Origin of the sequence: Bradyrhizobium sp. SPXBL-02 (genome assembly GCF_051853065.1) — a bacterium.
Taxonomy (GTDB): Bacteria; Pseudomonadota; Alphaproteobacteria; order Rhizobiales; family Xanthobacteraceae; genus Bradyrhizobium.
In genome coordinates this window covers 5,806,697-5,819,604 of the sequence record NZ_CP182474.1, presented here as the reverse complement: position 1 = coordinate 5,819,604, position 12,908 = coordinate 5,806,697, and the positions used below count along the sequence as shown (strand labels likewise).

The following is a 12,908-nucleotide window of genomic DNA, read 5'->3' as shown; positions in this document are numbered from 1 at the left end:
GTCCCGAAATGTCAGGTGGTTCTGCCGGGCCACAGGGCGCCGTTCGGCGACCTAGGCTCTACGGTGCATGGGGTTGTTTTCGCAGTTTTTGTTGTCGAGCCCGTCAGCGAAGCGCGCAAGGCACGCTCAGGAAGCCGCGGAACCGCACCCGTCCGCCGCGCACTGGCGCCCCGCTCACGGCGTAGTTCGGGAAGCGCGCCAGGAAGCGCGAGATCGCAATCGCCCCTTCCAGCCGCGCCAGCGCCATGCCGGCGCATTGATGCGCGCCGGTGGCGAAGGCGAGGTGCCGGTTCGGCGTGCGCGCGATGTCGAAACGCTCAGGGTCCGGAAACTGCGCGGGGTCGCGGTTCGCCGCGCCGATGCACAGCGTCACCGACGTGCCGGCCTCGAGCATGACGCCGCCGAGCTCGACCCTCTCGGTGGTCATGCGGTTGCCGAGCTGGTTGGAGCTCTCGTAGCGCAGTATCTCCTCGACCGCGGTCTTGATCATGTCCGGGTTCTCGATCAGGCGCTGCTTCTGGTCGGGATGCCGGTCGAGCGCCACGAGGCCGTTGCCGATCAGGTTGGTGGTGGTCTCGTGGCCGGCATTGAGCAGGAAGATGCAATTGTGCAGCAGCTCCTTCTCGGTCAGCCGCTCGCCGTTCTCCTCGCCCTGGATGAGGCGCGTCAGTACGTCGCGCTCGGGATTGCCGGGCTTGGCGCGCCGGCGCGCGACCAGCGTCTGCAGGTAAGCGAGGAAGTCCGCCACCGCCTTGTTGCCGCGCGTCGCAGCCTCCGTCGACACCACCGGTTCGAGCGCGCCCAGGATCGCCAGCGACCAGTCGCGCAGTGGTCCGCGCTCCTCGTGAGGCACGTCGAGCAGATTGCCGATCACCTCGATCGGAATCGAAGCGGCAAAGTCCTCGATCAGTTCGCAAGCGCCCTTGGCGGCAATCGCATCGAGCAGGCCGTCGACGAGCTTGATGAGGTCCCCCTCCATGCTCGCGATCGCGCGCGGCGACAGTGCGCCCATGATCAGGCGGCGCACGCGGGTGTGGGCGGGCGGGTCGTTGAAGACGAGGCTGGTGGTGTGGTGCTCGTAGAGCGGCGTGTCGCCGTATTTCGGTGCGAACTCGCGCTTCTTGTCCGAGCTGAACGATTTCGTGTTCTTGTAGGTGGTGACGAGATCGTCGTAGCGGGTCAGGAACACGGTGCCGCTGCGCAGGCGCTTGATCGGCTCGTTCTCCCGCAGTGCACGATAGGTCGGGTAGGGGTTGTCGTAGAACTCCGGCGTCAGCTTCTCGAGGTCGAAGCTTGCCGCCAGCGCCTTCGCATCTGCGTTCATCCCGTTATACTCGCCGGTTAAAGCCGATATGCCGTTTTTGTTGTTCTGGTCGACGCGTCCATGCGTCTACAGTCTTTGCACCTTGCTAGCCGACCGGACAGGAAAATGCACGCACGCGCTGACGCTGCCGACACGGTGCCGAACTGGCCCGACGATATTTTCGCGACCTTGCAGCGCTTCGACGTCCGGCAGGTGCCTTACGTGCCTGACGCCGGTCATTCCAGGCTGATCCAGCGCGTGCTGGGCTCGTCCACCATGCGCGGCATTGCGCTGACGACGGAGGAGGAGGGCGTGGCGCTGCTCGCCGGCGCCTGGGCGGGTGGACAGCGCGGCGTCTTGCTGATGCAGTCGAGCGGCGTCGGCAATTGCATCAACATGCTGTCGCTGATCCCGATCCTGCGCTTTCCGTTCCTGACGCTTGTGACCATGCGCGGCGAGTGGGGCGAGTTCAATCCATGGCAGGTGCCGATGGGCTCGACCACGCAAGGCGTGTTCGAGCTCTCCGGCGTCAAGGTGCTGCGCGCCTCGCACGCAGCCGAGGTGCCGGCCGTGTTAGAGGCCGCCGCAGCCCAGGCCTACAACGCGCTGACCCCCACCGCTGTCCTTCTGTCGCAGCGCCTGATCGGCGCCAAGGTTTTCACCAAATGAGCAAGGCAAATCTCCTCGACCGTCGCCAGGTCGTCTCCACGCTGCTGGCGAACCGCAAGGACGTCGTCGCGATCGGCGGTCTCGGGGCCTCAACCAACGACATGTGCGCCGCCGGCGACCATGCCCGCAACTTCTACCTCTGGGGCGGCATGGGCGGCGCCGCGATGATCGGGCTGGGTCTGGCGCTGGCGCAGCCGAAGCTGCCCGTGCTGGTCATCACCGGCGACGGCGAGATGCTGATGGGCATGGGCAGCCTCGCCACAATCGGCCTGCAGAAGCCGGCCAACCTCTCGATCGCAGTGCTCGACAACGAGGCCTATGGCGAGACCGGCGGCCAGACCAGCCACACCTCCGCGGCCGCCGACCTCGTCGGCATCGCCAGGGCTTGCGGCATTAACGACAGCCGGGCTGTCACGACCATGGCCGAAGTCGAAGCCTTCGCCAAAGCCGTCCACGACGTCTCTGCCGGGCCGCGATTTGCCAACGTGAAGATCGACAGCGCCAATCTGGAGCGGATTCTGCCGATCCGGGACGGGACCTACATCGTCAACCGGATCCGCGCTGACCTCGGCTTCCGGCCGATCTAGGCGGTCTGCCCATCCCTTGCCGAACTCCTGCACGCGGGCCGTGCAGGCTTGATCAATTTCCATCGATTCTACGTCGCACACAGGTTGCGATGCAACATAGTGCTTGACTCCTGCGTGGGTGAGTGCTTACTCACCCAGCATGAGCTCATTGCGTATGACCAGCGACCTGAGGCGTCAATTGATCCTCGGCGCCGCAAAGCGCTGCTTTGCCCGACACGGCTACACCGGCACCACGACGAAGAGCGTGGCGGCCGCGGCTGCCATTTCCGAGGCGCTGCTGTTCAAGCATTTCCCGTCCAAGGCGGCGCTCTATGCCGAGATCCTCAGCGACGAATGCGAGGCGGATCCCGCTCTGATGGAGCTGCTCGAACGGGAGCCCTCAACCGCCACGCTGGTCGAAGTGATCCGCGGGATGGTCGAACACTTCCTCCAGATCGCCGACGGTCCCGATCAGGAAGAGGCCCAGCGCCTGCGGCTGATGGCCACGAGCCATTTGGATGATGGCGAATTCGCCCGCTTGCTCTATGCCAAGATCGAGACGCTGATCGGCGCTGTCTTCGTCGCCTCGCTCGAGCGTGCGGTTGCGAGCGGTGACGCGCGGCCCTGCGCTGGCGATCCGCTCAACCTGTTCTGGTTTGCGCATCATGCTGTGATGACCGCGGCGCTGACCAGGCTGCCGGCCACGCCCTGTCTTGCTTACGGCAGGGCGACCGACCTGGAGCGGCAGCTCTGTGAGTTTCTCCTGAGGGGTATCGGACTTAACGACGCCGCAATTGCTTCGCATCTGGGCCGCAATCAGGCCGCGGATGCGAACCAGGCGGCGATTGCAGAAAGTGCATGACATGAACATCGTGGCCGAAAACAAGATTTCGGGGCAACCGATCGACAACAAGGCTCCCAAGCGTCCGGTCCGACCGGTACGCTGGTTCATCATCGTCGGCACGCTTCTGGCCGTGCTCGTCGGTGGGCTCGTCTGGTTCAATTCCTTCCGCGGCCAGATGATCAAGCAGTTCTTCGCCAACAACAAGCCGCCGCCGACCCCGGTCAGCGCGGCCGAGGCGAAGTCCGAGGTGGTGCCGAACCTGCTCACCGCGGTCGGCAGCCTCGTCGCCGTGCACCAGGTCGACGTCAGCGCCGACGTCAACGGCCGCGTCACCGAGATCAAGTTCGAGCCGGGTACGCGTGTCGAGGCCGGCACGCCGCTGGTGCAGCTGTTCGACGCGCCGGAGCAGGGCGATCTCGCCAATTACAAGGCGCAGGCGACCGTCGCGCAGCTGTCGCTTGATCGCGCCAAGCAGCTGGCCTCGCGCCAGTTCGGTCCGCAGGCGACCGTCGATACCGCGCAGGCTGCTTACGACCAGGCGCAGGCGGGCATCGCCAAGACCGAAGCGTTGATCTCGCAGAAGCTGGTGCGCGCGCCGTTCGCCGGCGATCTCGGTATGCGTAAGGTCGAGGTCGGTCAGTATCTCACCGCCGGCACCGCGATCGTGTCGCTGACCGATCTGTCGGAGCTGTGGGCCAACTTCACGGTGACGGAAAAGGATTCCGGCAGCCTCAAGGTCGGCCAGACCGTCCGCCTGAAGGTCGACGCCTATCCCGGCCGCACCTTCCAGGGCAAGATCACCACGATCGAGCCGCAGATCGCCACAGATACCCGCAACATCCGGGTGCAGGCGACGATCGCCAATCCGGAGAAGATCCTGAAGCCCGGCATGTTCGTGACCACGACGGTGGTTTTGCCGGAAAAGCCGGCCGTGATCACGGTGCCTGAAACGGCGGTCGATTACACGCTGTACGGCGACTCGGTGTTCGTGATCACCGAAAAGAAGGAAGAGGACGGCAAGACCGGCCTGTCGGCGGTGCGCACCTTCGTGCAGACCGGCAACCGGGTCGAGGGTCGGACCGAAATCGTCAAGGGCCTGAAGGCAGGCGACAAGGTCGTCGCCGTCGGCCAGCTCAAGCTGCAATCGGGCGCGCCGGTGTCGATCTCGACTGATCCGGCCCCCCCGATCCCGGCGCAGCCGCCGCGCTACTGACAACATCCTCGCGTGATCCGGCCCGGCCGGATCACGCATCTTGAAAAAAGAAATCGAGATCGCCCGCGATGGCCTTTACCGATATTTTCATCAAACGACCGGTTCTGTCGGTTGTCGTCAGCCTGCTGATCCTGCTGATCGGCCTGCGCGCGGCGATGGTGCTGCCGATCCGGCAATATCCGAAGCTGTCGAACACGGTCATCAACATCACGACCGTCTATCCCGGCGCGTCCGCAGATCTGATCCAGGGCTTCATCACGACGCCGATCGAGCAGGCGGTCGCCTCCGCCGAGGGCGTCGACTACATCACCTCGTCCTCGGTGCTCGGCACCTCTACGATCCAGGTCTACATCAAGCTGAATTTCGATCCGAACCAGGCGCTCACCGAGGTGCTGGCGAAGACCAATTCGGTGAAGTACCTGATCCCGAAGGAATCCAACGACCCGATCGTCACCAAGACCACGGGCCAGACCACGGCCGTGATGTATCTCGGCTTCTCGTCCGAGGAACTGTCGGGTTCGGCGATATCGGACTACCTCACGCGCGTGGTGCAGCCGGTGCTTTCCACCGTCGACGGCGTCGCGTCGGCTGACATTCTCGGCGGCCAGACCTTCGCCATGCGGCTCTGGCTCGATCCTGTGAAGATGGCCGGCCGCAATGTGTCGGCTTCCGACGTTGCGACGGCGATCGCCGCCAACAACTTCCAATCCGCGGCGGGCCAGACCAAGGGCTATCTGATCGTCTCGAATATCTCGACGAACACGGACCTGACCAACGTCGATCAATTCAAGAGAATGATCGTCAAGGCGAAGGACGGCGGCTTCGTGCGGATGGAGGACATCGCCACCGTCGAGCTTGCCGCCCAGAGCACGAACGCCAGCGTCGCCTTCAACGGAGAGCACGCGATCTTCATCGGCGTTCAGGCGACGCCGCAAGGCAATCCGCTGACGCTGGTCAAGGGTGTCCGCGCGCTGTTCCCCGAGCTCGAACGCAACCTGCCGCCGTCGATGAAGATGAAGGTCGCCTACGACTCGACAAAGTTCATTCAGTCCTCGATCGAGGAGGTGGAGAAGACGCTGGGCGAAGCCGTGATCATCGTGATCGTGGTGATCTTCCTGTTCCTGGCCTCGCTGCGTTCGGTCATCATTCCCGTCGTCACCATCCCTCTGTCGATGATCGGCGTCTGCACCTTGATGCTGGCGCTGGGGTTCAGCTTCAATCTCCTGACCCTGCTCGCAATGGTGCTGGCGATCGGCCTCGTCGTCGACGACGCCATCGTGGTAGTGGAGAACATCCACCGCCACCTGGAGGAGGGCAAGACGCCGGTCCAGGCCTCGCTGCAAGGTGCGCGCGAGATCGTCGGGCCCGTCATCTCGATGACTATCACGCTCGCGGCCGTGTATGCGCCGATCGGTTTCCTTGGCGGCCTCACCGGTTCACTGTTCCGGGAATTCGCCTTCACGCTGGCGGGCTCGGTGATCGTGTCGGGCGTGATCGCGCTGACGTTGTCGCCCATGATGTGCTCGGTGCTGCTGAAGAACACCGAAGAGGGCCGCTTCGCCAAGCTCGTCAACAACGTGTTCGGCGCGATGACGCGCTGGTATGGGCGGAAGCTCGACCGCTCGCTGGACTACAAGGCCATCACTGGCCTGTTCGCGATCACGATCCTCGGGCTCGTCGGCTTCCTCTACATGCACACCTCGAAGGAGCTGGCTCCGGAGGAGGATCAGGGCATCGTCTTCGCGGTGACCAAGGCGCCGAAATACGCCAACATCGATTATCTCGATTTCTACGGCGACAAGCTCGACAAGGAATTCGAAAAATTTCCGGAGACCGATCTGCGCTTCGTCCTGAACGGCATCAACGGCCCGCAAGGCGGCATCGCCGGCATGTTGCTCAAACCCTGGGACGAGCGAAAACGCTCGTCAATCAAGTTGAAGCCGCTGGTGCAGGCCGAACTCTCCAAGATCGAGGGCGTGCAGGCATTCGCATTCAACCTGCCGCCGCTGCCGGGCGGACCTGGCGGCCTGCCGGTGCAGATGGTGATCAACTCCACCGCTGGATTCCAGGCGGTCTATGAGCAGATGGAAAAACTGAAGGACGCCGCGCGCAAGAGCGGCATGTTCATCGTCTCCGACAGCGACCTGGCCTATAACCAGCCGAACGTTGAGGTCACGATCGACCGCACCAAGGCGCAGGACCTCGGCGTCAACATGCAGAACCTCGGCTCTACGCTCGCGGTCCTGCTGGGCGGCAACTACATCAACCGCTTCAATCTCGAGGGTCGCTCATATCAGGTCATTCCGCAGGTGCCGCGCGTCAATCGGCTCTCGCCGGAAGCCCTCGGCGGCTATTACGTGACCACGAACACCGGCCAGCAGCTTCCGCTGTCGACCGTGGTCTCGATCAGGACCAAGACCGACCCGAATTCACTGACGCACTACAATCAGCTCAATTCGGCGACGTTCTCGGCCGTGCCGATGCCCGGCGTGACCATCGGCGCTGCGGTCGACTTCCTCGAAGGCGAGGCCAAGAAGCTGCCGCAGGGCTTCAGCCACGACTATCTTGCCGATAGCAGGCAATATGTTCAGGAGGGCAATCAGCTCGCGATCACTTTCTGCTTCGCGCTGATCATCATCTTCCTGGTGCTGGCAGCGCAGTTCGAGAGCTTGCGCGACCCGCTGGTCATCATGATCTCGGTGCCGATGGCGATCGTCGGTGCTCTGATCCCGCTGTTCTTCGGCGCGGCGACCATGAACATCTACACCCAGGTCGGTCTGCTCACCCTGGTCGGACTGATCACCAAGCACGGCATCCTGATGGTGGAGTTCGCCAACGAGCTCCAGGTCAACGAGCGGCTCGACCGCCGCTCGGCCATCGAGATGTCGGCCCGCATCCGCCTGCGGCCGATCCTGATGACCACGGCGGCGATGGTGACCGGCCTGATCCCGCTGCTGACCGCGACGGGCGCGGGCGCGGCCAGCCGCTTCTCGATCGGCCTCGTGGTCGTCGCCGGCATGTCGATCGGCACGCTGTTCACGCTGTTCGTGCTGCCGGCGGTCTATGTGGTGCTGGCGACCGACCATCGCGCGGCGGCCGATTCCGAGCGGAACAAGCAGGTCAACGAGCTCGACCTCGATGCAAAGGTGCTGCGGCCGACCTGAGGCCGCTGGCAAGGCAAGTCCCGAGGGGCGGCAGCGGTCATCCGCTGCCGCCCTTTTCGTTGCGCCCCGGGTGAGCCCTTTTCCCGCGCTTGCGAGAGACAAGGTCCGGGCTTCTTGCTAGGTTCCGCGGGATGAGCCTGTCCCTTCACCCCGACACCCGCCAAGCCGGGACACTGCCGAGCGCGGCCCGCGGCGAGGCCGGCTCCGGTGAGACGGCGGGCCGCGGAATCCGGACCCGGCTCTTTGCCAAATACGTCGCGCTGTTCGTGGCCGTCGTCGCCATCGCGCTGCTCGCCAATGGCTTGTTCGAGGTCTACTTCTATTATCGCGAGCACAAGGCCTCGCTGATCCGGGTCCAGCACGAGCAGGCGGAGGCGGCTGCGGCCAAGATCGGCCAGTTCGTCAAGGAGATCGAGAGTCAGCTCGGCTGGACCACGCAGCTGCCCTGGTCGAGCGGTTCGATCGAGCAGCGCCGGTTCGACGCGCTGCGCCTGTTGCGCCAGGTGCCTGCGGTCACCGAACTGGCCCAGGTGGATTCGACCGGCAAGGAGCGGCTGCGGGTCTCGCGGCTGGCGATGGACGCGCTCGATAGCGGGATCGACCTGTCGAGCGACCCGAAGTTCACCGAGGCGGTCGCGCGCAAGGTCTATTACGGACCTGTCTATTTCCGCCGGGAGTCCGAGCCTTACATGACACTGGCGCTGGCGGGCGCGCGCAAGGACGCCGGCGTCAGCATCGCCGAGGTCAACCTCAAGCTGATCTGGGACGTCGTGTCCCAGATCAAGGTCGGCGAGCACGGCCATGCCTACGTGGTCGGCCCGGAGGGCCGCCTGATCGCGCATCCCGACATCAGTCTCGTGCTGCGCAACACCGACATGTCCGGCCTTGCCCAGGTGAGGGGTGCCCGAGCTGGTGGCGGCACCATGCCGGACTCGTTGCAAGAGGCGAACAACATCCAGGGACAGACGGTCCTGACAGCCTCAGCCCCGATCCCGCCGCTGGGCTGGACCATGTTCGTGGAGCTTCCGGTCGAGGAGGCCTATGCTTCGCTCTACGCCTCGTTGCAGCGGCTCGCCATCGTGCTGCTCGCGGCCTCGATTTTCGCGGTGCTCGCCGGGGTATTCCTGGCGCGCCGCATGGTCGGGCCGATCCAGGCGCTGCGCAGCGGCGCCGAGCGGATCGGCGGCGGCGACTTCTCCCAACGCATCTCGATCAAGTCCGGCGACGAGCTCGAAGGCCTCGCCGATCAGTTCAACGAGATGGGCGCGCGGCTGCAGGAATCCTATGCCGACTTGGAAAGGAAGGTCGAGCAGCGCACGGCGGAATTGAGCGAATCGCTGCAACAGCAGACCGCAACTTCCGAGGTGCTCCAGGTTATCTCCATTTCCCCCGGACAATTGGGGCCGGTATTTCGCATCATGTTGGAGAACGCCACTCGCATCTGCCAGGCTGAGTTCGGGTCTCTTTATCTGCGGGAGGGAGACACGTTCCGCGCCATCGCGATGCACGGTGTTCCGGCCGAGCTGAAGGACGAGATCTACCAGAAGCCGACACGGCCCGCTCCGAACACCGTCATCGGCCGCATCGTTCGGACCAGGGAAACCGTGCATGTTGTCGATACGAGGACGGAGCCGGACTTCTTCGAAACACCTCAAGGATATGACGGACCAATTCTGGCGCTACGCGCCGGGGCGCGGACACTGGTTGGTGTTCCCATGCTCAAGGACGGCGACCTGATCGGCGCGCTTCTGATCTACCGTCAGCGGCCTGTTGCCTTCTCCAGCAAGCAAATCGAGTTGGTGACGAATTTTGCGGCGCAGGCTGTGATCGCGATGGAAAATGCGCGCCTGCTCAACGAATTGCGGGACCGCACGGATGAGCTGTCGCGCTCACTCGAGGACCTGCGCGCCGCTCAGGACCGTCTGATTCAGACCGAGAAGCTCGCCTCGCTCGGCCAGCTCACCGCCGGCATAGCCCATGAGATCAAGAACCCGCTTAATTTCGTCAATAATTTCTCCGCGGTCTCGACCGAGCTGATCGACGAGCTCAACGAGACCCTGCAATCCGCCGCGCTCGACGGCAAGACGAAGCAGGAGGTTGACGAGCTGACCGGCATGCTCAGGGCAAACCTCGAGAAGGTGGTGCAGCACGGCAAGCGCGCCGATTCCATCGTCAGGAACATGCTGCTGCATTCGCGTCAGGGTTCCGGCGAACATCGCGCCGTCGACATCAATGCGGTGGTGGAGGAGAGTCTCAATCTCGCCTATCACGGTGCGCGCGCCGAAAGGCCTGCCTTCAACGTTACGCTCCAGCGCGATTTCGACTCGGCTGCCGGCATGATCGACATCTATCCCCAGGAGATCACGCGCGTCTTTCTCAACCTGATCTCGAACGGCTTCTATGCCGCGAACAAGCGCAAGGAGAGCGACGGCGAGGCATTCGAGCCCACCTTGCGCGCGGCAACGAAGAATCTCGGCGACAGGGTCGAGATCCGGATCCGCGACAACGGCATGGGGATTCCGCCTGAGGTGAAGGAGAAGATGTTCAATCCTTTCTTCACCACCAAGCCGGCCGGCGAAGGCACGGGCCTAGGCCTTTCAATGAGCCACGACATCGTGGTGAAACAACACGGCGGCACGATCGACGTGAACACCACACAAGGTGTATTCACCGAATTCATCATCACGCTGCCGCGGACGATGGCAGCGGCCGACACTTCCGGAGGAAAGTCTTGAACGTTTACATCCTGGTCGTCGATGACGAGCCCGACGTCGAGGCATTGTTTCGGCAGCAGTTCCGGCGCGACCTGCGCGCCGGCCGCTTCCAGATGGAGTTTGCGCTCTCGGCCCCCGAGGCGCTCGAGCGCGCTGCCGAAGTTCGTGATCCCTCGCTGATCCTGATCCTGTCCGACATCAACATGCCCGGCATGAGCGGGCTCGACATGCTGCCGAAAGTGCGTGCCGCGCATCCGGACGTTCCCGTCATCATGATCACGGCCTATGGCGATGCCGAGACGCGCCGCAAGGCGATCGAGCGTGGCGCCGTCGGGCTCCTCACCAAGCCGATCGACTTTGCGCTGCTGCGCCAGGAGATCGATACGAGGCTCGAGCAAGCCGCATGACTGCGACCATCCTCTTCGTCGACGACGAGCCGGACCTCGAGGCGTTGATCCTGCAGAAATTCCGCAGGCAAATCCGCGATGGGCAGCTCGCGCTCATCTTCGCGCGCGACGGCCTGGAGGCGCTGGAATCGCTGGAGCAGAATCCGCATGTCGACATGGTGGTTTCCGACATCAACATGCCACGGATGGACGGTCTGTCGCTGCTGGCAAAGCTCCAGGAGGCCGAGGAGAAGAAGTCGACCATCATCGTCTCGGCCTACGGCGACATGAGCAACATCCGCACCGCCATGAACCGCGGTGCGTTCGACTTCCTGACCAAGCCGATCGACTTCGCCGACCTCGAAGCTACGATCGAGAAGACCATCCGCCATGTGGAGATGCTGCGCGAGGTGCGGCGGCGCCAGATGGAAGCCGAGCGCGCCCATGCCTCGCTGTCGCGCTTCTTCTCGCCGGAGATCGCAAGGCGGCTGGCCGGCGACGTCGATGGCGACGGCATGGAGGTGCAGTGGCGCGATGTCGCCACCCTCTTCACCGATATCACCGGCTTCACCTCGCTGGTCGAGACCGCGCCTCCGCAGACGCTGGGCGAGCTCCTCAACGAATATGTCGGCGGCATGACCGAGATCGTGTTTGCCCATGAGGGGACGGTCGCCAAGATCATCGGCGATGCGATCCAGGTGCTGTTCAACGCCCCCGGCGACCAGCCGGACTATGCAACGCGTGCGGTCGCCTGTGCCCATGCTCTCGACGCCTGGGCAGAGGACTTCTCGGCGAGCTGGAAGGCAAGAGGTGTGAATTTCGGAGCCACCCGCATCGGTGCCCATGCCGGCCCGGCGCTGGTCGGCAATTTCGGCGGCAACCGCTTCTTCGACTACACGGCCTATGGCGACACCGTCAATACGGCGGCCCGGCTGGAGACAGCGAACAAGCATCTGGGAACGCGCATTTGCGTCAGTGCCAGCGTGGCAAAGGGGGCCGAAAATTTTCGTGGCCGTCCCGTGGGCGACCTGATGCTGCGCGGACGCAGCGAGCCGCTGCGCGCCTTCGAACCGCTGCTGCAGGCGAAATTCGAAGCGCCGGCGACGGCGCAATATGCCGAAGCCTTTGCCAAGATGGAGGCCGGCGATGCCGCCGCCATGCCGGCCTTTGCCGCGCTGGTCGGCATGCACGCCGACGATCCCTTGGCCGGGTTTCACCTCAAGCGCCTGCTCAACGGCGCCAAGGGCACCCGCATGCAACTGGAATAGGAGTCCGTCATGACGCGCGAATTCTCGGCCGGCAACTACCGTTTCATTCCATCCGTATTCCAATATTCCGCAGGTGCCGCCGCGGATGCGGGCTATGAGATCGAGCGGGCCCGGTTCGACCGCCTGGTGCCGCTCGCGGAAGGATTTGCGCTGGCTGCAAAATTCATCCAGCAGGCGGGGCGTCCGCTGACGGCTTTCTGTGCCTGCGAGCTGCGCTCGCCGGCGGCCTTCAGCGAGGAAGGTTTTCGCGCGTTCAACCTGCACTATGTGAAGACGCTGTCGGAATGGGGCATCTTCGACGGCACCACCAACCCGGTGGCGCGCAGCAATGTCTGTCCGGAGATCGATCCGCCGTCCGAGCCGTCGTTCTATGCGTTCTCCTTCACGCGTCCGACGCGGTCAAACTTGCCGAGCTTCGTCATCGCCGGCGGCGCCGAGGCGCGCGAGGGCAGCGGCACCTATGTCGAGCGCACGGTGCGCTACCGCGACCTCAGCCCGGAGGGGTTGCGCGAGAAGGTGCGCTTCACCACCACATCGCAGATGGAAAACCGGATGGCGGCCTTCGGCTTCGGCTGGAAGGATACGACCGGCGTGCAGGCCTATTCCGTGCACGATTTTCACCACGCGCTGGTGGACGAGCTGGTCCGCCGCGGCGCGCTCCGCTCCGGCCTGACCTGGCATTTCGCCCGTCCGCCGGTGGTCGATCTGGAATTCGAGATGGATTGCCGCCGCGTGCTGCGGGAGGTGGTGATCTGAGGTCCTCATGCTGAGGAGCGGCCGT

10 protein-coding genes are annotated in these 12,908 nt (G+C 64.1%); 9 read left to right on the top strand and 1 reads right to left on the bottom strand.

Annotation, left to right across the window (positions count from 1 at the left end; all coding sequences use genetic code 11):
* Positions 1-103 precede the first annotated feature (103 nt).
* On the bottom strand, positions 104-1,324 hold the full coding sequence (locus ACNJYD_RS27160) for a cytochrome P450 (RefSeq protein ID WP_212254824.1): 1,221 nt from the start codon (positions 1,322-1,324) through the stop codon (positions 104-106).
* Positions 1,325-1,429: 105 nt separating this feature from the next.
* Between ACNJYD_RS27160 and ACNJYD_RS27155 the strand changes: the two genes are divergently transcribed.
* The 9 genes from ACNJYD_RS27155 (at position 1,430) to cnbZ (ending at position 12,883) form a co-directional block, all read left to right on the top strand.
* On the top strand, positions 1,430-1,972 hold the full coding sequence (locus tag ACNJYD_RS27155; protein WP_212254825.1) for a phosphonopyruvate decarboxylase: 543 nt from the start codon (positions 1,430-1,432) through the stop codon (positions 1,970-1,972).
* Positions 1,969-2,559 carry a thiamine pyrophosphate-dependent enzyme gene (locus tag ACNJYD_RS27150; RefSeq protein WP_172784003.1) on the top strand — a complete coding sequence of 197 codons (591 nt, stop codon included), beginning with the start codon at positions 1,969-1,971 and terminating at the stop codon, positions 2,557-2,559. Before ACNJYD_RS27155 ends, ACNJYD_RS27150 begins: the two co-directional genes overlap by 4 nt.
* A gap of 139 nt (positions 2,560-2,698) precedes the next feature.
* On the top strand, positions 2,699-3,400 hold the full coding sequence (locus ACNJYD_RS27145; RefSeq protein WP_172784004.1) for a TetR/AcrR family transcriptional regulator: 702 nt from the start codon (positions 2,699-2,701) through the stop codon (positions 3,398-3,400).
* Position 3,401: 1 nt separating this feature from the next.
* Positions 3,402-4,595 (top strand): efflux RND transporter periplasmic adaptor subunit, encoded by a 1,194-nt coding sequence (locus ACNJYD_RS27140; RefSeq protein ID WP_212254826.1) that lies wholly within the window; start codon positions 3,402-3,404, stop codon positions 4,593-4,595.
* Positions 4,596-4,663: 68 nt separating this feature from the next.
* Complete coding sequence (locus ACNJYD_RS27135) at positions 4,664-7,759, top strand: MexW/MexI family multidrug efflux RND transporter permease subunit (RefSeq protein ID WP_172784006.1); 3,096 nt, start codon at positions 4,664-4,666, stop codon at positions 7,757-7,759.
* Positions 7,760-7,890: 131 nt separating this feature from the next.
* Positions 7,891-10,494, top strand: coding sequence for an ATP-binding protein (locus ACNJYD_RS27130; RefSeq protein WP_212254827.1), 2,604 nt, complete (start codon positions 7,891-7,893; stop codon positions 10,492-10,494).
* The gene (locus ACNJYD_RS27125; protein ID WP_025034870.1) at positions 10,491-10,880 is read left to right on the top strand and encodes a response regulator; all 390 of its coding nucleotides are present in this window, start codon (positions 10,491-10,493) and stop codon (positions 10,878-10,880) included. The genes ACNJYD_RS27130 and ACNJYD_RS27125 overlap by 4 nt, the downstream gene beginning before the upstream one ends.
* Positions 10,877-12,127 (top strand): adenylate/guanylate cyclase domain-containing protein, encoded by a 1,251-nt coding sequence (locus ACNJYD_RS27120; protein ID WP_172784008.1) that lies wholly within the window; start codon positions 10,877-10,879, stop codon positions 12,125-12,127. Before ACNJYD_RS27125 ends, ACNJYD_RS27120 begins: the two co-directional genes overlap by 4 nt.
* Before the next feature lie 9 nt (positions 12,128-12,136).
* Positions 12,137-12,883, top strand: a complete 747-nt coding sequence (gene cnbZ, locus ACNJYD_RS27115; protein WP_439363837.1) for a 2-amino-5-chloromuconate deaminase CnbZ — start codon at positions 12,137-12,139, stop codon at positions 12,881-12,883.
* The last annotated feature ends 25 nt before the right edge of the window (positions 12,884-12,908 follow it).